The 20,700-nt window shown below is 32.6% G+C and carries 13 protein-coding genes and 1 tRNA gene; 10 read left to right on the top strand and 4 right to left on the bottom strand.

The features are described 5' to 3' along the window. The first annotated feature begins 67 nt into the window (after window positions 1-67). From QLS31_RS05805 to QLS31_RS05790, 4 genes are read left to right on the top strand one after another with little or no spacing between them, the layout of a single operon-like run. Complete coding sequence (locus tag QLS31_RS05805; protein ID WP_282743076.1) at window positions 68-3,373, top strand: type ISP restriction/modification enzyme; 3,306 nt, start codon at window positions 68-70, stop codon at window positions 3,371-3,373. 24 nt (window positions 3,374-3,397) lie between these two features. After that, a complete protein-coding gene (locus QLS31_RS05800; protein WP_282743075.1) occupies window positions 3,398-4,726 on the top strand; it encodes an SIR2 family protein in 1,329 nt (442 codons plus the stop codon). Then, on the top strand, window positions 4,719-6,704 hold the full coding sequence (locus tag QLS31_RS05795; protein ID WP_282743074.1) for a DUF87 domain-containing protein: 1,986 nt from the start codon (window positions 4,719-4,721) through the stop codon (window positions 6,702-6,704). Before QLS31_RS05800 ends, QLS31_RS05795 begins: the two co-directional genes overlap by 8 nt. Then, window positions 6,701-8,386, top strand: coding sequence for a hypothetical protein (locus tag QLS31_RS05790; RefSeq protein ID WP_282743073.1), 1,686 nt, complete (start codon window positions 6,701-6,703; stop codon window positions 8,384-8,386). The genes QLS31_RS05795 and QLS31_RS05790 overlap by 4 nt, the downstream gene beginning before the upstream one ends. Before the next feature lie 459 nt (window positions 8,387-8,845). On the opposite strand, the gene QLS31_RS05785 is transcribed toward QLS31_RS05790, so the two are convergent. The 4 genes from QLS31_RS05785 to QLS31_RS05770 all read right to left on the bottom strand — a co-directional run bounded on the left by QLS31_RS05785 (window position 8,846) and on the right by QLS31_RS05770 (window position 11,981). Further along, a tRNA-Ser gene (locus tag QLS31_RS05785) sits at window positions 8,846-8,932 on the bottom strand. Between the two features lie 61 nt (window positions 8,933-8,993). Next, entirely contained in the window at window positions 8,994-10,022 is a 1,029-nt protein-coding gene (locus QLS31_RS05780) for an asparaginase (RefSeq protein WP_282713526.1), read from the bottom strand. Further along, window positions 10,012-11,148: a 1-acyl-sn-glycerol-3-phosphate acyltransferase gene (locus QLS31_RS05775; RefSeq protein WP_282743072.1), complete on the bottom strand. Its 1,137-nt coding sequence runs from the start codon at window positions 11,146-11,148 to the stop codon at window positions 10,012-10,014. The genes QLS31_RS05780 and QLS31_RS05775 overlap by 11 nt, the downstream gene beginning before the upstream one ends. A 65-nt stretch (window positions 11,149-11,213) precedes the next feature. After that, window positions 11,214-11,981 (bottom strand): TatD family hydrolase, encoded by a 768-nt coding sequence (locus tag QLS31_RS05770; RefSeq protein ID WP_282743171.1) that lies wholly within the window; start codon window positions 11,979-11,981, stop codon window positions 11,214-11,216. Window positions 11,982-12,581: 600 nt separating this feature from the next. On the opposite strand from QLS31_RS05770, the gene QLS31_RS05765 reads away from it, so the two are divergent. From QLS31_RS05765 to QLS31_RS05740, 6 genes are all read left to right on the top strand, one after another. Then, the gene (locus QLS31_RS05765) at window positions 12,582-13,277 is read left to right on the top strand and encodes a LytTR family DNA-binding domain-containing protein (protein WP_282743071.1); all 696 of its coding nucleotides are present in this window, start codon (window positions 12,582-12,584) and stop codon (window positions 13,275-13,277) included. Window positions 13,278-13,280: 3 nt separating this feature from the next. Continuing rightward, entirely contained in the window at window positions 13,281-16,121 is a 2,841-nt protein-coding gene (locus tag QLS31_RS05760) for a histidine kinase (RefSeq protein WP_282743070.1), read from the top strand. A gap of 106 nt (window positions 16,122-16,227) precedes the next feature. Beyond that, window positions 16,228-17,091 carry a hypothetical protein gene (locus tag QLS31_RS05755; protein ID WP_282717668.1) on the top strand — a complete coding sequence of 288 codons (864 nt, stop codon included), beginning with the start codon at window positions 16,228-16,230 and terminating at the stop codon, window positions 17,089-17,091. 250 nt (window positions 17,092-17,341) lie between these two features. Then, entirely contained in the window at window positions 17,342-18,826 is a 1,485-nt protein-coding gene (locus QLS31_RS05750) for a hypothetical protein (RefSeq protein WP_282717670.1), read from the top strand. 67 nt (window positions 18,827-18,893) lie between these two features. Beyond that, window positions 18,894-19,940 carry a WD40 repeat domain-containing protein gene (locus tag QLS31_RS05745; protein WP_282743069.1) on the top strand — a complete coding sequence of 349 codons (1,047 nt, stop codon included), beginning with the start codon at window positions 18,894-18,896 and terminating at the stop codon, window positions 19,938-19,940. Between the two features lie 284 nt (window positions 19,941-20,224). Further along, window positions 20,225-20,665: a retropepsin-like aspartic protease gene (locus QLS31_RS05740; protein WP_282713527.1), complete on the top strand. Its 441-nt coding sequence runs from the start codon at window positions 20,225-20,227 to the stop codon at window positions 20,663-20,665. Window positions 20,666-20,700: the final 35 nt, after the last annotated feature.

The raw sequence follows: 20,700 nt of genomic DNA, 5'->3' as shown, positions 1-20,700 counted from the left end.
TTCTAAAACTGTTTTTAATTAGATCACTGTACTTAAAGCAGAAATCAAACTAAGAAAAAATCACTTCATGACCATTGAACAATACATTAATAAAATAAATATTTTATTTCAAACCGGTAACGCACGAGAACACTCCTACCGTGGGGATTTGCAAAATCTTTTAATGGCCATTTTGCCAGATGTTTTAGTTACAAATGAGCCAGCACGAGTGGCTTGTGGAGCACCTGATTATGTATTGACTCGTAAGGACATTCCTGTTGGGTATGTAGAAGCTAAAGATATTGGTGTAGATCTTAAAGATAAAAAACTAAAAGAACAGTTTGATCGATACAAAGCAGGTTTAACAAATTTGATTTTTACAGATTATATGGATTTCCATTTTTATAAAGATGGCCAATTTGTTACCAAAATTGAAATTGCACGTTTACAATTCCCCTCCTCTGGAGGGGTGACCGAAGGTCGGGGTGGTTCTTCAGGCGCAGAAATTATTCCTATACCCGAAAACTTCGAGCAGTTTAAAAACCTGATAAAAGACTTTGCCGAAACCATTTCGCAAACCATTAAAAGCCCCACAAAACTGGCGCAGATGATGGCGGGTAAAGCAAAGTTAATGGCCGATGTTATTGAAAAATCTCTAATCAATGATGATGAACACAACAACCGTTCGCAACTAAAATCGCAAATGTTGTCGTTTCAGCAAATGCTAATTCATGATATTGACAATAAAGCTTTCGCCGATATTTATGCACAAACCATTGCTTACGGAATGTTTGCTGCTCGTTATCATGACCCAACATTAGAAAATTTTTCACGAGAAGAAGCTGCCACACTTATACCTAAAAGCAATCCGTTTTTACGAAAATTATTTCAAGATATAGCAGGTTATGACTTAGATACGCGCTTGGTTTGGATAGTAGATGAATTAATTTCTATTTTCTTGGCCAGTGATGTCGAAGATATTATGAAGAACTTTGGGAAAAGCACCAAGCAAGAAGATCCTGTGGTGCATTTTTACGAAACCTTTCTAGGAGAATACAATCCAGCCTTACGTAAAGCTCGAGGAGTTTGGTACACGCCACAACCTGTAGTGAATTTTATAGTACGTGCTGTTGATGATATTTTAAAAACCGAGTTCAACTTGCCACAAGGTTTAGCCGATACAAGCAAAATAAAAATTAAGAAAAAAGCGGTTACGCAAACTGGTGTAGGTGCTAAATCTAAAATTGTAGAAGTTGAAACCGAAGTCGAAGTTCACAAAGTACAAATCTTAGATCCCGCCACCGGAACAGGAACCTTTCTAGCCGAAGTGGTAAAACACATTCACAAGAAATTCAAAGGACAACAAGGCATTTGGAGCAAGTATGTTACTAACGATTTAATCCCGCGCTTGAATGGTTTTGAGTTACTAATGGCGAGTTACGCCATGGCACACCTTAAAATGGATATGCTGTTAACCGAAACAGGCTACAAACCCACCGATGACCAACGTTTTAGAATTTTCCTAACCAATAGTTTAGAAGAAGCCCACCCTGATACCCAAACCTTATTTAGCAGCTGGTTGAGTGACGAAGCCGACCAAGCCAACGCAATAAAACGCGATGCACCAGTAATGGTAGTAATGGGAAATCCGCCTTATAGTGGAATTTCATCTAATAACGGAGAATGGATTCAAAGTTTAATTGAAGATTATAAATATGTTGATGGAGAACATTTTAAAGAACGTAAACATTGGTTAAATGATGATTATGTAAAATTTATGCGTTTCGGACAACATTTTATTGATAAAAACGGTAGTGGAATTTTAGCATTTATTAATCCTCATGGTTTTCTCGACAATCCTACATTTAGAGGAATGCGTTGGCATTTAATGCAGAGTTTTGATAAAATTTACACGATAGATTTACATGGAAATAGTAAGAAAAAAGAAACAGCAATTGATGGTTCAGTTGACCAAAATGTATTTGATATCATGCAAGGCGTTTCCATCAACTTATTTATAAAAACTGGTAAGAAAAAAGACAATGAATTAGGACAAGTTTTTCATTATGATTTGTTTGGAAAAAGAGATTTAAAATATAATTTTCTTTCTGATAATTTTTTAAGTTCGGTTTCCTTTAAAGAATTAATTCCTAATAAACCAAATTACTTTTTTGTCCCGAGAAATGATGAAGGAAGAAATGAATATGAAAATGGATTTTCTGTTAATGAATTATTTAAACTAAATAATACGGGAATTGTTACAGGAATTGATAGATTATCAATTTTCCAATCAAAAGAAGAATTAAAAAATACAATCGAGAAAATTTTATCGATGGATAATCCTTTCGAAGAATATCAAATTAAAGATTCTAGAAGAACGACTAAAGAAGGAAGAATAGAAGATTTAAAAAACGCTTATAAAAAAGGAATTATTCCAATAAACTATAGACCATTCGATGTCCAGTATACTTTACCATTTGAAAAAAACGAGTTTTGGATAAATTCTCCTAGAATTGAGGTAATGCAACATTTTTTAAAAGGTGAAAATATAGGATTAATTACTGCTAAACAGTCCACCGAAAAAGATTGGTCTATAATCCAAGTAACAAAAAGTATCATTGATAATAGATGTCAATTTAGTTATAAAGGAATTCCATCCATTTTCCCACTTTACATTTACCCAGAAAAAACCGCCCAGCAAAGTTTATTAGATGAGGTAGTTCGCACGCCAAATTTAAACATGGAAATTGTGAATCAAATGGCGGAGCAATTGGGTATTGGGTTTGTTTCGGAAAAAACAACCCTGTCAGAGTTCAAAACTCTGACAGGGTTAGATGATACCGACAAAGAAAGCCCCAACACCTTCGCCCCAATCGACATTCTCGATTACATATACGCCGTATTACACAGCCCGAATTATAGAGAAAAATACAAGGAGTTTTTAAAAATTGATTTTCCACGTGTTCCGTTTCCTACAACGCTGTCAGGGTTTAGAACCCTGACAGCGTTAGGTGCTGAGCTACGCCAAATCCATTTACTGGAAAGCGAAGTAACCGAAAAATACATTACACAATATCCCGAAGATGGCGACAACATTGTAGGTAAACCAAAGTACGAACAACGCAACTTTGTAATGGAGAACGACACTATAACCCATAATGATACTACCGAACCAATGGGGCGTGTTTATATCAACGACACCCAATATTTTGATAACGTTCCCGAAGTCGCTTGGAATTTTTACATCGGTGGTTACCAACCCGCTCAAAAATGGCTCAAAGACCGTAAAGAAAGAGAATTATCCTTTGAGGATATTCTACATTACCAAAAGATTATTGTGGCGTTGAGTGAGACAAGTAGAATTATGAAGGAAATAGATACGATTGAGATTTAAAACACAATATACTCACAACATTATATGAAACACTTTTTTTATAAGGGAAATCAAAACGTACTTTCTAATGTTACGGATTATGAAAAAACAATTGAATTTATTAAAAAGGATTTGTCTAAAATTTTAGATACTCGGAACTTATCATTTTTAATTGGCTCAGGTTGCTCGTTAGGTCCAAATGGTATTCCTACGATGAAACAATTAGCAGATAATCTTTTCGAGCCTTCAGATGATTTAAATATTTTACTTAGAGACAAAGTTTTTGAAGCTAAGCATATTAAAATTTTAGAGCAATTTAAAATTAATTATAAGAATGAGCCATTTAGATCAAATTTAGAGACTTTTTTAGGCACGCTTTATAGTTATAGTTTTTATTTAGAAAAACTTAAGGAGGCACGAGAAGATTCATTTAATCAAGATCTAGCAGACCTAAATGAGATAATTTTAAAAACAAAGCAGTACATTTTATTTGAATGCCTAAATGAAAAAAATAAAGGTAAAGACGATAATATTGTTGAAACATACAGACAGTTTTACAGAAAATTATCACTTAGAGACAGTAATTTACAAAAACCGAACGTTTTTACAACAAATTACGACTTGTTCTCTGAAAGAGCTATGGATAACTTGGGGATTTCTTATACAAATGGTTTTTCGGGCTTTATAGAACGCTTTTTTAATCCTTCAATTTTCAATTATGCACTTGCAGAACAAATGGATATTAGCTCTTTAAAATGGAGTGTTATAGATAGTTTTATTTATTTGTTTAAGATTCATGGCTCAGTAAATTGGGTTGAGAAAGATAGTAACAATAAACTTTTTAGTATTCAAGAATTACAAGATGTAGATTTTGAAAAGCTAAAAAAGGAGGCGAATTACATGATATATCCATCTCCATTAAAACAAAATGCTAGTTTGGGGTCTCCATATGCAGATTTATTTAGAGAATTCCAAAAAAGGATTACTCAAAAGCAAAGTACGTTGGTAACTATGGGCTTTAGTTTTGGCGATGAGCATATCAATAATATTATTTATCAGGCTCTAACCATTCCATCATTCAGATTAGTAATATTTTCTGATTTAGGTTTTTATAGTAATGGTCAATATGAAATCACCAGAAAAAATATCGAAAAACTAAAGAACTTAAATGACCCAAGGATTTGGATAATTGGTTCAAACTACGAAGGTGATAATATAATGGGCGAGATAAAAAATGCTGGCGAAAAAGAATTACATTTTTTTCAAACTATAGCAAACGATTTATTTCCAGATTTCACCCAAGATAAGATAGAAGAGGCCAATAAAAACCTTATTGAGCAAATTATTAGAGCTAAAGTAGGAGGAAATGATTAAAGATGATAAGCAAAGAGTAATTGGTAAATTAATTAGTATCAACTCCGATAAATTCACAGTTGAATTATTAAATCAATCCATAAATTTCACCATTAATGGTTTTGAAGATATCTACCAATATGCTCAAATCAATGGTTATGTTATTCTACCCTATCAAGATTTTTATATCGTAGCTGAGATTTTTGGTGTTAGAGAAAGAGATTCTGATATAAAATGGCAGGGAGAAAAAGAACAAATTCTCAATAAGTCCAATTCAGTTAAATACTTAGATATTAATCCTATTGGAACCATTCAGAAAAAAAAATTTAAATACGGTGTCTCTATATTCCCAACGCTTTATACAGATGTACTTTATATAAAAAAAGAAGAGTTAGATACCATATTTGAATACAATGATGATTTTGAACCTATCGAAGGCACTGACAATTCAACAGCACTTAAACTACTTGAAATTGGAACTTCAACGATATTTCCCGATTACAAAGTAAAAGTAAATATCAATGATTTCTGTGGAGCACACTCCGCTATTTTAGGCAACACCGGAAGCGGAAAATCGTGTACTATTTCTTCGATGATTCAAACTCTTTTTAATAAAAAAAATTATAGTGCAGTGGGTGCATCATTCATCTTTTTTGATGTTAATGGCGAATATCACAAAGCATTTAGTCAATTAAAGAATAACGATGTAGAGGTTAAATATTTTTCAATCAATGAAACCAAAAACAATGACTCATTCGAATACAAAGATGAAATTAAAAGGATAGTTGACTATAACAATTTCAAATTACCGCATTGGTTTTTAAACATTGATGAATGGGCACTTTTATTACAAGCAAGTGAGCGAACCCAACTTCCTATTTTAAGAAATGCTATCAATTTGTTAAAAATGTTCAAATCTGAAGAAGGAAATATCAATAAAATTAAAAATCATATTTTATACTTATGTCTTTTGCATATTTTCAGGGACGGCACAAGTCCAGCTGCTACTAAAGACCGAATTATTGCTATTCTAAGTAAATTTCACACACCAGAAATTAACCTAAATACCATAGTTAAAGGAACCACAAGTCTGAGAAATGCACTCCGAATTGATTTCGGCACAATGCCACAGCAAGAATTGATAATTGGCTATTTAGAACAAGAGGAAGAAGCTGGGAAGTTATTTTATTTGGAAAATTTTGATATCCCATATTCATCTAGCCTTGTTCACTGTGCTTTTGATGAAATTGAACAATCTTTGGACCTTGCAATTTTATTTGAAGAGGCTCATGGCAATAGTCAAATAAGGGATTTCTGTTCATCCATGATGACTAGATATAAGAGCTTAAGAGATCGCAAAGAATTTAACTTTTTAGCAAAGCAAACAGAGGATATTTCAAATAAAAATTATATTGATGAATTTTTAGGTAAAACAAATGAAATCAAAAAAACTCAAATAACAATTATTGATTTGAATACGATTGAAGATGATGTTATTGAAGTTATTTCTTGCGTATTAACAAGAATGATTTTTGATCAAATTAAGATGATTGAACCTCGAAATAGTTTTCCAGTTAACCTCGTATTAGAAGAGGCCCACCGTTATATTTCAGAACATAAAAACAGTAGTTTTGGAGAAGCAAATAAAATTTTTAATCGAGTAGCAAAAGAAGGAAGGAAATATGGTTTATTTCTAATGGTATCATCTCAAAGGCCTAGTGAATTATCAAAAACTGTATTATCTCAATGTAGTAATTTTATTGTTCATAGAATTCAAAATCCAGATGATTTAAACCATATCAGGCAAATGACGCCTCATATTTCCTCAAATATATTATACCGACTACCATCAATACCAACTCAACACGCACTAGTTTTTGGTAGTTCTGTACAAATACCAGCTCTTTTCAAAGTAAATAATGCTGATCCATTACCAAATAGTGCTAATAGCGATATTGCCAAACATTGGTTTATACCTAAAAATGTTTTTGAAGAATGAGCAATCAAAATAAACAAACAATCTCAAAGGAGCAAAACGAATATGCTAAAAACGTAAAGGCAGAACCTATCTTTATCCTTGAGGCCGAAAGTGGTCGCAAAGGCTACTGGTGCATTGGGTGTGGTGAGGAGATGGAAGCGGTACGCAAAATTAAAAACATCCACCATAAGTCCTATTTTAGACATTGTGCAAAAGATGTAGAAATTGAAAGGAAATGTACATTTAGTAATCAGGACTATCGGCACAGACTAGCAATTGATATATTGCAACGGACAAAAAGAATCAAAGTACCTAATCTCTACAAGTACGCCCCCGATGGTTCACAAGCCATTCTACTGGAAGAAACCCAATTCATAGAAGCCCACTCCGTTAGAGCTGAACTAACTTTTTATGAAGATGATGACGCTAAGGTACACTGGGGCAAAAATCCAGAGATAGATAATAAAAATTTATTAATCAGACCTGACGTAACCTTCTTTGATATTCATGGCAAACCAATTCTTCTTATTGAAATTGTAGTCTCACATAAGCTAGATGATGAAAAAAAAGCTAAAATAAAAAGACTGGGAATTGATACAATTCAAATATCTATACCGAAAGATTCCCCTGAAAATATTGCAAATAATTTTCTAGTCACTAAAAACACAAAATGGGTATTTAATCATGTCGAACAAAACACCAACTACTTTCAGCTTTCCGATAGAAATTCAAAGGCAATATTACCAATTGATTCAATCGAAATGGGATTTTTCAGAGAATCTGTCACCTGCAGAGCGAACCAAATTAGGAATATTATACGAGGAATTAGAAAATGTGTGGAATCGCAACACTACGGCAACATTGAACGAAAACTTGAATCAGAATTATCAAGAGTTAAGGATAATACAGAGCGAGATCGAGAGCAATTGGAACAGTTACGAATCCAACATAGAAAATCAGTTGAATCAAGATTTAAAGAAGCGTACGATATCCTTGAGAGAGAGGAAAGCGAATTTGAACATACACTTGAAGATGCTAAAAGACAGCTATACGAGGAGTATAATGGAGAACAAACAGATATTGAGGGACAAGAAACTAATTTGGAAGGAAGATATATTGCAAAACTTGAGTCAATTAGAGCTGAGCAAGCAATTGTTAACAGGGAACTTAAGTCTAGACAAGGAGTTGGAAGAGCTGAAGAAGATATTAGAAGACAATTTGACCCAAAAGAAGCAAGAATTAGCAACCAGCTTGACAGCATTAAAAGAGAAAAGAGATATATCGAGGAATCTATCCAATCAGAATCAGGATTTGAGGAAAATTTTGAAGGAGAAAGACTTCAACTTGAGAACGAAGAAAGAGAGTTTGAACAGAAATTTGCAGAGCTTGAAAGACAAGAACAAGAGGAATTTGACAGACTTAGAAAAAAGTTTTTATCGAATGAAGGAGCAAATGAAGAATTCACAAAACTCGATATTGAGAAAAGAATTAGAGGCGAATATGAAAGGGAATACCAACAGATTGTTGAAAGAATTAACACTAGAGATATACAGTCAGGAGATGAACTGTCCGACAAAATTAAAACCATACTTGAATTACGGGGATTATTTATCGATTACAACGATATACAAAAATCTCTTGAAAGATGCAGAAATGGAAGAGAAATTATTAAAAACAGATCTTACGAGCAATGGAATAAATAGTGAATGGTTTATGAATAATTTACCTTAATTAATTCCATTGCACTAAAACATATTTGTATTGTCATGTTAACAAAAGAGAAATAAGTTAACACGTAGTAGATATCAAGTTAAGGAAAACAGAAAATATTAACAAGAGACTAAAATTTGCTAGCCCTTTTAAGATTCAAAACAGCATAAAAAAACCAACTGAAGCAGTTGGTTTTTTATTTAAAACTTCGATCAAATATCGTTTTCTGGGTGTGAAACTGGGTGAAAAAATCGTAACACACTGAAAATCAAATGACACTGCAGAGAGAAAGAGATTAACATCGTTGATCCCAAGAAGGGCGTCTCACATAAAAATTAATGCAAGGCATTTCATGCCAGATTCTTTTTTGTTTTATAGCTTAGACAAACTAAAAAGTTTGCCACGCTATAAAACAAAAAATGCTTCCCTTTCAGGAAGCATTAGTTTTTTTGCAGAGAGGATGGGATTCGAACCCACGATGCAGTTACCCACATACTAGCTTTCCAGGCTAGCTCCTTCAACCACTCGGACACCTCTCTATTTTATTTGAGGTTGCAAATAACCATAAAAAAAATGAGTTAGAAAAGTAAAATCTAACTATTATGCTATTTCTCCTCGCAAAGCAGTTTCAAAAATAGTTTTGAAGTCTTTTTGAGCTATTTTTTGACCTAACAAATACATTAATTTGGTTATAGCAGCTTCGGTTGTGATGTCTTTTCCTGAAATCACACCTATTTCTTTCATCCCTGTACTGGTTTCATATTGCCCCATACTCACGCTTCCGCCGGAACATTGTGTAACATTGATGATGTGCAAACCCCTACCAATTGCTTTTTTTAATAAGTTCAAAAACCAATCTTCAGTAGGTGCATTTCCTGCTCCATAGGTTTCTAAAACAATTCCTTTAAGATCTGGAATATCTAAAATAGCTGCTAAAACTGCTTCGCTGATACCCGGAAACATTTTTATAATTGCTACGTTATTGTCTAAGTTTTTATGAACCTTGAATTCTTTATTTTGGCTGTTAGCCAAAAATAATTCCGGGTTTAATTTTAAATGAACTCCTGATTCAACTAATTCAGGATAATTTGGAGACGTAAATGCTTTGAAATGTTCCGCATTAATCTTTGTGGTTCTATTGCCTCGGTATAACTTGTATTCAAAATAAAGACACACTTCACTGATAACCGGTGCATCATTGTTTCGCAAAGACGCAATTTGAATGGCGGTAATCAGATTTTCTTTTGCATCGGTACGTAAATCTCCTATTGGCAATTGTGAGCCTGTGAAAATAACTGGTTTCGATAAATTTTCTAGCATAAAACTCAATGCCGATGCCGAATACGACATCGTATCTGATCCATGAAGCACCACAAATCCATCAAATGAAACGTAGTTCTCTTCGATAATCGTCGCGATTTTAGCCCATTTTTCAGGATTCATATTCGACGAATCAATTGGGTTTTCGAAAGAAATAGTTTCTATCTCACAATCCAATTGTTTCAACTCTGGAATCCTATGCAATAATTTACTGAAATTGAATGCCTTGAGCGCTCCAGTTTCAAAATCTTTTCTCATACCAATGGTTCCACCGGTATAAATTAAAAGTATTTTAGCTTTAGATAACATCGTGATATTTTGATTTATTCATAACCGGATTTGCATACATTGCCAAAAATCCTTGTAATGCAATTGGATTTTCCTCATCGATACGCATTTCTAATCTGCGTTCGAAAAGTGATTTTTCATTTTCTGTATAAAGATGCGAATGGGTGTCAATCTTGTTTACAATATCGTACGCAATAAAATTCGTTGGCCATAACTTATAATTACTCAATATTGCATCATCAATTACTTGTGCCAAGGCTACTATTTGCTTGTTAGAATTATCGTTTTCAACTTGGATGGCATCTATTTCAGTGTCCAAAACTTTACCTATATGAATGTGAATTCTTTTTTTCTGACCCAAAGCTCCACTAAGAATGGTCATAAAATCTTCATTTTTTTCTTTAACATAGATTTCATTATTGGCTTCAGCCATCAGTTGGGGCATTTTTAAAGCATCCGTTGGATCATATTCATACGAAATAGAAACCGGTACGATTTTGATTTTCTTGAAATAATCCATCAAATTCTTTTCATCAGAAGCCATTCCCAGCATTTTCAAAACACCTGGATTAGTGGCATCATTACCGTCTTTCGTTCTTCCTTCGCGTTGTGCTATCCAAACGGAACGGTTTTCATGCTGCAATAAGTTTCCAATATATTCAGACAATAGCTTTGAACTTTGCAGCATTTCTCTTGGCGTCAAGCCACGTTGTACCAGAAAATTACGATTCAGTTTTGCTAATGTCTTTAAAAAAGATTTTTTTACTAAATTGTCTCCAATGGCTGATGCAGTCATCACTAAACCATGTTCAAACAAGGCCGAATTTAATAAAGTGGTATCCAAAAGTATATCTCGATGATTCGAAATAAATAAATACGAAGTATTGGGTTCTAAATTTTCAAAACCAGAAGTAGTCAAACCTTCCGAGCTTTTTTCTAGTATTTTTTGAACCGATTGATAAATAAAATTACATTGAAAGTCGCGAATGGAATGCGTTTTTTTGAGTTGTTCTTTCCAAACTTCGTCTGCAACATCCGGAAAAGTAAAATTCATTAATGCCTTCATCATTGGATGATGGATGACATCTTGAAGTGCCTCGTTTATTTCGGAATCATAAAAAGGCCGAATAGCGTCAAATTTCTGCATTTTGGTTCTCAATTTTTGTGTGGACAAATGAACAAAAAAAATATCAAAATAAGGTAAATTCTACTTTAAATCCCAAAAATAGCTTTAGAATTTTCCGTTGTTATTGCCGCAATATCATTTGCCGAAAGGCTATAAATTTGCGCTAACTTATCTACAACATTAACAATGTAACTACTTTCGTTTCTTTTTCCTCTAAAAGGAATCGGTGCTAAATATGGGGAATCCGTTTCTAAAACAATGTGTTTCAAATCTATCTGATTCAAAAACTGGTCGATTTTTCCGTTTTTGAAAGTCACAACTCCGCCAATTCCTAATTTCATATTATACGAAATCGCCTGTAATGCCTGCTCATAAGTTCCTGAAAAACAATGGAAAATCCCGAATAAATCATCTGATTTTTCTTCTTCCAGAATTTCAAAAATTTCATCAAAAGCTTCACGACAATGAATCACAATAGGTAATTTATATTGTTTTGCCAATTGGATTTGCCTTTTGAAAGCGATTTGTTGCTGAGGCAAATGGGTTTTATCCCAATACAAATCAATCCCAATTTCGCCCACTGCATAGAATTTTCTTTTCGCCAATTCGTTTTCCACATGTTGCAATTCTTCCAGATAATTGTCTTTTACATACGTTGGGTGTAACCCCATCATTAAGAAAAAAGTATTGGGATGATTTTTCTCCAATTCATACATCGATTCGGTACAGGAAGAATCGATTGCAGGTATAAAAAAACGGGAAACGCCGGCATCAATAGCTCGTTGAATCATTTCGTTTCGGTCTTGATCAAATTCCTCTGAATATAAATGTGTATGCGTATCGGTGATTGTTATAGCTGCTTCCAAGTGTAAAGTTTAAGGGTACAAAATTACAAGAATAAAGCTAGTTTAAAAAAATACTAAAGCGATAAACTTCTTTATGATCCTCAAATTACTATATGATTTAACTATCCTCTAAGTAACTGTGTTGCTATTGCCAGAGATTAAAAAGATTTTACAAGATTATTTTTCTCCCAATTAATTTGTGGAAATCATATAATCTAAAGCTGAAAACAATCATTTTTTTAGTAAAAGACACAAAGATACCCTTACTATAGATTAAACTTGACACTAATCTTCTCCAGTTATAAATTATTTTTATTTATGACAGGAAAAACTCTATTTGTTTTGTTTTTACATTTAGAAGTCCTTGAATTCAATTGCTTGAAAAAGAACTTCTGTAAGTTATTTTTTAAGCAATTACACTACTGTTTTAAATTAAACCACAATATCAGATCGTTATTTTAATTAAAACTACTAAAACGGCCTTAACCAAAACATTTTGAGAACACAAAATTAGATAGTAGCCCTAATCAATTCTGTTGAGTAAATCCTAAAAAGAAATAAGCTAAAGTGATGATTTGCTCATCACTTTTTTTTATATTTAGAAAATATATGACACGAATAAAAACTATACTTGTTGATGATGAAATCCTAAATCTCAAAAATTTAGAAATTATCTTGATTGAAAATTTCCCAGAAATCCAAATTCTAGGATTATTTCAAACTACTGAGGATGCAAAGTTATTTATAGAGAACAATCCTATTCAATTACTATTTCTAGATATATCGATGCCGATAGAGAATGGATTCGATTTATTAGCTCATTTTCCGGTGAGAAACTTTCAGGTAATATTTGTCACCGCTCACGAAGATTTTGCAATAAATGCCATTCGTGTTGGAGCCATAGATTATATTTTGAAACCCATACTCATTTCGGAATTAAGGATCGCTATTACCAAAGTATCTGAAATATGCAAACCTGAGATTGTAAATAAACTAACCCTAACTTACGAAGGCGGGAAATCAATTTTAGATTTTGATGAAATTTTATATCTAAAGGGCTTTGATAATATAACAACTATCTATCTAACAAAAAAAAGAAAAATAACAGTTGCTAAAACCTTAAAGCATTTTGAAAGCATTTTAAAAAATGACTTTTTTAGAATTCACAAATCATTTATTGTGAATCTGAATTTTGTATCTAAAACATTATCAAAAGAAGCCTATTTCCTTGAATTAAATGAAGGAACACAATTACCTGTTTCTAGAAGAAATTACAAATCATTGAATACTTTTTTAAAAAAATAATTAATGAAAAGTGTATTTTTAATATTATTTACAACGGTTTTTTCATCATTTTCCAATGCTCAAATTCAATATAAATTCAACCATTTTACTACTGATGACGGCTTGCCAACCAATTCTATTTATTGTATTACAGAAAACAATAATGGAGAAATTATTTTAGGAACAGACAATGGTTTGACTTTCTTCAACGGAAATAATTTCAAAACCTTAAATGTAAAAGACGGATTAATAAATCCTTACATTGTTTGGGTTTCGGTAGACGAAAAAGGAGTGATTTGGTTTATTAATTATGGAGAAAAACTTCAAAAATACGAGAATAATAAGATTCAAAACACTACAATATTTTCAGAGTACTACACCCAAATTATAGAGACCAAGGATAAGTTTTTTCTTTACACTTTGCAAAATAGATATGCCAATAAATGTTACACATACAACGAGGTAAGCAAAAGTGACTGGAAGGTTACAAAGTCCAAAAATTTTAAAATTCCAAAAAAAATAGCGCCACCCATATTAGTTCAAAACAAGAAAGAAATTCAAGTTTTAAACAATCATTTAATTTATAATAAATATAAAGTTCCGATACCTAATGAAGTTAAATTTGTACATAAAGTGGTTTTTACAAAAAATGACGTTTGGGTTCTTGAGGAAAATTTTCTTTTTTCGATAGATTTTAATGGGGTCATTTTAAAAAAAATAAAACTACCCCAATCCCTATCAGTGAATCCAATTTACAAAAATGACTTTATTGTAGATCCTCAAAACAATTGCTGGTTAAGTATTCAGAGCAAGGGACTTTTTATTTTAAAAAACAACAACTGGAATTCCATTAGCGAGAATTTAGGACTGAACACAACTGAAAATATTAATTTTTTGTATTGCGACAGAAAAGGAAAAATATGGATTGCTACCAATGAAAATGGGCTTTTTTGCATTCCAAATACTTTAATAACGGCTTTTCGATTTAAAAATAAAGAAAACTATTTCAACGGATTCGCCCATTCAAAAGATAAAAAATCATTGTTTGTTTCTTCAAAATTTAGATTGTACTCCTATAAAAACGAGACATTAAATCTTTTACAGAACTCATCCTTAGAAATTAAAATTGGCAACTATAATAAAGTCCCCATTTTATACCTACCCATAAATGAGCCCATACACTGGGACACAAAATTACAGTTGTTAAAAGTTACTGGTAAAATACTTTTAAAAAATGAAAAAGATAAACATTATGTTTTTGCAGGAAATTCATCTATAAACATTTCAATAAAAGGGAAATATGATTGCAAATCAATTAATTCAAAAATTGAAAAAAAAGAAAAAATAAAACAAATTATTTTGCACCAAAATGAATACTATTTTAACAATTCCGAAAAAATAAATATTAGAACTTTTAATGACCATTTTATTTATAAAAAACGGGATTTAAAATTTAACATCAAAGGATACATCGAAGATTTTATTTTTATAAAAGACACCATGTGGATTGCTGCAAACAATAGTGTTTATAAAGTTTATAATGAAAAAATTGTAGATAGGATTACCCAAATCAATAATGTGAATATCGATGTTATTCATAAAATAAAACCTATTGGCGAGGCTGTTTATCTATGCGCTAATAATGGATTATTTAAAATAAGTGCAAATGGAAATCAAGTTTTGAATAAATACAATTTTTTGCCCAACAACGATGTATACAATGTAGCCCTTTTTAATAATGAGTTATTAGTTGCCACTAAAGATGGCTTAGGAAAAATAAACAACTTATTACTTCAAAAAAAATCAGACAAACCAATATTTGATATATTTTATTATGACTCAAAAATTAAGAAATTAGAAATACCCTCGTATCAAAATTTAGTCAAGATAAAACTGGCAATTCAAAATTATAATTCACCTAAAAATCAAATCATTCAATATAAAATCAACACTACTGAATGGACAAATTCACAAAGCACTACTGTTGATTTCCAATCACTTTCTTATGGAAAAAATACACTAATTTTTCGTGTAAAGGACGTCAATTCAGATTGGGCGACCAATAAAATTCAGATCAATAGAGCTTTCCCTTTCTATCTGAAATGGTGGTTTATTCTAGTAGTAAATATACTAGTTGTGGGGTTAATTTATTTCATTTATCGCCATCAAATTGCAAAGATAAAGCGCAATAAACAGCAGGAAATTATCACTAATAACAAAGTTGCCGAATTGCGTCAAAGTGCACTTTCGGCAATGATGAATCCACATTTTGTATTTAACTCACTCAATGCAATCCAGTATTTTGTAAACAGCAATCAAAAAGAAAAAAGCAGTGAGCATTTAGGAAAACTAGCGCGACTGGTTCGGTTGTTTTTGTCACACGCATCAGAACCTTTTATTAGTTTAGAGGATGAAATCAAACGATTAAAAATCTATTTAGAACTAGAAAAAGTACGATTTAATAATTTTGATTTTAATTTCAACATTGATGATAAGATTGACATCAATCAAATTAAAATACCTAATATGATTGTGCAACCTTTTATAGAAAATGCCATTCTGCACGGTGTTTCACATTTAAAGGAAAATGACGGAAAGATTGATTTGAATTTTCGCTTAAAAAAAGAGGTGTTAACCATCGAAATTATTGATAACGGTTATGGGATTACTCACACTAGTCCTAAAATGAGCACTCCAAATAATGCAAGCCACATTTCAAAAGGGATTGTAATTATTAATGAAAGAATGGAGATTTTACAACAATCTTATCCTGAAAAAGTGTTTATTATAAAACAACAAGATGCGTTTCCTGATGCCATTCGTAAAGGGCATAAAGTGATAATTGTGGTAACAATTCTTCAATAGAAGTACTTTTTTTACCGTTACCTAAATGAAACCTACCGTATTCTAAAAGGTTTAGGTTTGTTTATCCTGTTTCCCATAGTTTTATAAGATATTTAATCTTAAAACTATGAGAAAAATCTTCAAAATGCTTTTTGCAATAACAGTACTCACACAAATCTCACAAGCACAAGAAACCGCTAAAGGGATTAAGGATCAAGGGGTAAAATCACACACACATCAACGTGGCTGTTGCTATTACAAAGTAATTTATCTTGGTGGAGGTTTTAATAATCCTAATGTAAACAGCAACCAAAAGTCATCTGGAAATTATTCTGGAAAAACATCAGGCTTAACGTTAGATTATTCGCAAACTATACTTCGCAAGCCAGGATTTTCGATTGGGTTTAATATCGGAGGTCAATATTTCACTGGAAATAGCGATCCGTTTAAAAGTTATTTGCCAGAACTTTATTTAATTACCAATCAAATTTCGAGTGTAGTCACATCGTCTGGAGACAGCAAAAATTCAAATTATTTTGTTGGTGCTGGCCCGCAATTTAATATTCATTTTGCCAATCATTTTGTATTAAGTCCTATTTTTCAACTAGGGTATTTTGGTTCAAAACAAAACGAATCTAAAGCGACACAAACCACCCTGATTAGTGGAGGTGCAATGGCTGACTATACCAAGACTTATGTTTTAGTTTCGCAAAACGAAACTAAAATTTCTGGAGTTGGTTTTATACCAAAAGCTAGGGTAACTTATATGATTAATAGCACCATCGGTGTTTGGACCGAAGTAAATTATTTAATTGGACAGACTGCCAAAAACAACACTAGTACTTTTGAGCCTAAAAGGGATTCCGATACTCAAACCGTTTACAGCGTTGCACAAATGGATGCAGGGACATACACTACCGCTTCAAGTGATTCAAAATATAGTGCTTTAGGACTAAATTTTGGAGTAGTGTGGGGTTTTGGAGGTAGATAATAAAGAGGCATAAGTTCAAGCATAAAATTAAACAACTCCACCTATCAAAATAGAAATTATAAAAAAAACATAGACTCTATTTTTATTGTTCTACATCTGTTGTTTCCCAAAATATAAAATATTAGTTACGAACAGCAGATAAAACGTGTGCTGTAACGCTAAAATATGTATTTCACAACTAATTTATAATTCACACCAGATTCAACATCAAAAATTATTTTAGTATCAACTTAACAACATTTAAATCATTATGAGAAACATTACAGAAAAATTAAAAATAATTATAATTACTTTGTTTTTAGGACAAAGTTTACAAGCGCAAACATGTATTGACCATGAAGGAAATTACAATTTTAACAATTGGAAACCATTTAATGCGACAGTTGCAAAAGCTACAGATGTTCTCCATAAAAACTATTTACAACTTACAGATGATCAACACGGTTCGTTTGCCATAAATTATATTGATTTTTCAGGAAACTGGATAACAAAAGGTTTTGGGCAATGCTTAAGTTTTGACTATATGGCAACATATAATGTATCATCAGGTATGCCTATCGCAAAATCGCCACTTGTTTGGCTTTATCAAGGAAACTCTATAACTCTTTCAGGTAATCAAGCCAATTTTGGACAACATTATTTAAGAGCATGGCTTATTCCAAACCCGTCGTTTCCTATTATCGCAAATGGTGTTTGGAAAACATGGTCGTTACCCGTTGGACTTTCTTCAGGAGGTCAGTTACCATCTAACTCTTTTGGGCAATGGGAAATTGTGAACGAAAACGGAAAACTCACAGGTGCTGCTGCTTGTACAGCTTGGGATAATCTTATTCAGAATGTAACAGGTTTTGCTTTGGCAACAGATTATAATGGGGATCCATCTGAAACAATAAATTTTGATAATTTTTGTTGGCAATGCAAAACTGCTGATGGTGATCTAGTAGATATTGGGAATCCAAAAGACTCAGAAGGAACATGGGACTCTAACTCCCCAAAAGACTGTTTTTGTTGTGACAAGGCCTATAATTTGCCTACAAAACCTCAAATAGCAGGTTTAGAAAAAGTAGAATGTGGAGCATCGGCACAATACACTACTTCAAATTGTCCTGGAGCCACCACAACATGGGCCGTTTCTCCTTCAATCCCATTTACTGGTCAAGGTACAAATAGTATTTCTTTTAATTCAATCCCTGCGGGAACATATACATTAAGTCTTACAATTAGTTGTGGAAAAAAACGATACATAAGTACAAAAACAATAACGGCACTTGCTCCATTGAATTCTTCTCCTGCATTTTTAATATCGGTAGTTCAAATGCCAAACGGATTGCTAAATATCAATGCAGTGCCTACTACTACTTCAGGAGTTGAGCATTATTGGGGAATTTCATATAACGGCACTTATCCAAATTGTACTATACCAGGATCTCCTATTTTATTAAATGAAATTACGGGCGGTACAACTGCTGCGGGCGCTCATGTTACTGCTACAGGTGTTTTTGCAAATATAGGAACGGGAACTGGAGTTACAGCAGGTACAGCAGCGCCTTATGGGTTTTATTACGGTGGATTACCAAACAATAGTTGTTTTAAAATCACTCATTATGTAAAATGTTGTGGCGTATGGTCAAGACAAACTCAATATGGATCAATGGGTACAAGTAATGCTCGAATGGTAAATGGTGTAACACCAAAACCAGATATAACTATCGGAGCTATTGAGATTCTAAAATAGTAGCAAATAATTCATTATTCTAAAACGGCTTCATTTAACGAATCCGTTTTATTAATTTATAAGAAATATGAAAAAAATATTCATCCTTATCCTATTAGTTTTTGGAGTAACCCAAATTCAGGCACAGAAAAAAAAGACTAAAACAGTCAAAAAAGCAATTATTTCAAAAGTAATAACAGCACCCCAAATAAGTCCTTTTGCAATGCTTTCTGCCAATAACACTTTCCCAATTAATACCGTTTGTGTGAGCCCAGATGGAAAACAAATACTTTCGTCAGGCGATGATGGAACCATTCGCTTTTGGGATATTGCAACCAGGAAAGAAATTAATAATTTTCCTGCAGAAAAAGTAAGTTCAGGTGTGGTTTACCCAGTAACAGAAGTTGCTTACAGTCCTGACGGAAATACTTTTATCTCTGGTCAAAAAAGTTCATTACCAAAACTTTGGGATATTGCTCTAGGAAAAGTAATGAAAAGAGTAAGTCAAAAAACTGCCGGTGTTTATTCTCTCGCATTTAGCCCCAATGGAAATTTAATAGCATTGGGTACTTATGGATCAATATCAATATGTGATACAAATTCAAGTAAAGAAATTTTAATACCAATATCAAGAACAAGCCCTATAATTTCTATCGAATTTAGTCCTGATAACCAATCCCTTATTGCGGTTGCTGATAATCAAGAAATTTCACTTTGGGATACTAGTAGCGGAACTAAAATACGCAATTTTGACATTCATAATTATCAAAAAGACCTAGAATATGCTACTGATGCTTCATTCACCCCTGATGGCAAGACAATAATTACAAGTGGATTTAACAAAGATCCCTATCAAGGAATTATTAAAATGTGGAATGCAAACAATGGCACACTTATTAATACTATTATAGATGGTCAAAGTGTAGATTGTTTAGCCATAAGCCACGACGGGCTAAAATTAGTCACAGGAAATTTTGATCATTCAGTAAAACTATGGGAAATCGCTACAGGTAAACTTTTAAAAGTACTCATTGGTCATAAAAACTATATCAAATCAGTATGTTTTAGTCCTGATGACCAAACCGTTGTTGCAAGTAGCACACATGGCACTATAAATCTGTGGAGAACGAACTAAAGAAACAAGACTACCATTCAATTTTAATTTAAAAGTGATAATTTATTTGTCACTTTTTTTGTTTCTAAAATTTTCAATACCCATAAAAGCAGTATCAAATCAAAGACTTCTTCCAACTTTTTGACACCAATTTCCAAAAACTAAATTGGTAAAAAATTGGTATCAGACCTTTAAGAAAATTTATTCATAAATCTGCCCTTAAGATAAAAGATCCTTACAATTCCTTCAACAACTCCATGTATCTTTGTAAAACAGAAATAAATCACTGAAATAAATTCAGCATAATGAAGAACCTACACGATATTCTTAAAAAAGAAAACTACAGAAAAGTGAAATTTAAGATAACTAAAACACAGCATCTTTTGATAAAAGCAAAAATCAATGGTGTAACAGGCAACTTCATTCTAGACACAGGAGCTTCAAACAGCTGTGTAGGATTTGAGAGTGTCGATTTGTTTTTATTGGAAGCCAAAAAATCAAAGACAAAAGCCGCTGGTGCAGGAGCCACAGGAATGTTTACGCAACTGGCTTTAAAAAATCAATTGCAACTTGGCACTTGGAAAGATTCTGATTTTGAACTCGTTATTTTTGATTTATCTCATGTAAATGAAGCGCTAACACAACACAAGACCAAACCGGTTCATGGCATTATAGGGGCTGATATTTTAATGAAAGGGAAAGCGATTGTGGATTATTACAACCATTATTTGTATTTGTTGAAATAAAAGAAAAGAGCGTATCGAAAATCAATACGCTCTAT

The sequence above is a fragment of the Flavobacterium sp. XS2P24 genome, assembly GCF_030010285.1.
Taxonomy (GTDB): domain Bacteria; phylum Bacteroidota; class Bacteroidia; order Flavobacteriales; family Flavobacteriaceae; genus Flavobacterium; species Flavobacterium algoritolerans.
The sequence above is the reverse complement of the archived record's forward strand: the minus strand, read 5'-3'. Positions and strand labels throughout refer to the sequence as shown.

Coding starts and splice junctions, on each gene's coding strand:
- QLS31_RS05805 (WP_282743076.1), top strand. CDS start 68: ATGACCATTGAACAATACATTAATAAAATAAATATTTTATTTCAAACC.
- QLS31_RS05800 (WP_282743075.1), top strand. CDS start 3,398: ATGAAACACTTTTTTTATAAGGGAAATCAAAACGTACTTTCTAATGTT.
- QLS31_RS05795 (WP_282743074.1), top strand. CDS start 4,719: ATGATTAAAGATGATAAGCAAAGAGTAATTGGTAAATTAATTAGTATC.
- QLS31_RS05790 (WP_282743073.1), top strand. CDS start 6,701: ATGAGCAATCAAAATAAACAAACAATCTCAAAGGAGCAAAACGAATAT.
- QLS31_RS05780 (WP_282713526.1), bottom strand. CDS start 10,022: ATGTTATCTAAAGCTAAAATACTTTTAATTTATACCGGTGGAACCATT.
- QLS31_RS05775 (WP_282743072.1), bottom strand. CDS start 11,148: ATGCAGAAATTTGACGCTATTCGGCCTTTTTATGATTCCGAAATAAAC.
- QLS31_RS05765 (WP_282743071.1), top strand. CDS start 12,582: ATGACACGAATAAAAACTATACTTGTTGATGATGAAATCCTAAATCTC.
- QLS31_RS05760 (WP_282743070.1), top strand. CDS start 13,281: ATGAAAAGTGTATTTTTAATATTATTTACAACGGTTTTTTCATCATTT.
- QLS31_RS05755 (WP_282717668.1), top strand. CDS start 16,228: ATGAGAAAAATCTTCAAAATGCTTTTTGCAATAACAGTACTCACACAA.
- QLS31_RS05750 (WP_282717670.1), top strand. CDS start 17,342: ATGAGAAACATTACAGAAAAATTAAAAATAATTATAATTACTTTGTTT.
- QLS31_RS05745 (WP_282743069.1), top strand. CDS start 18,894: ATGAAAAAAATATTCATCCTTATCCTATTAGTTTTTGGAGTAACCCAA.
- QLS31_RS05740 (WP_282713527.1), top strand. CDS start 20,225: ATGAAGAACCTACACGATATTCTTAAAAAAGAAAACTACAGAAAAGTG.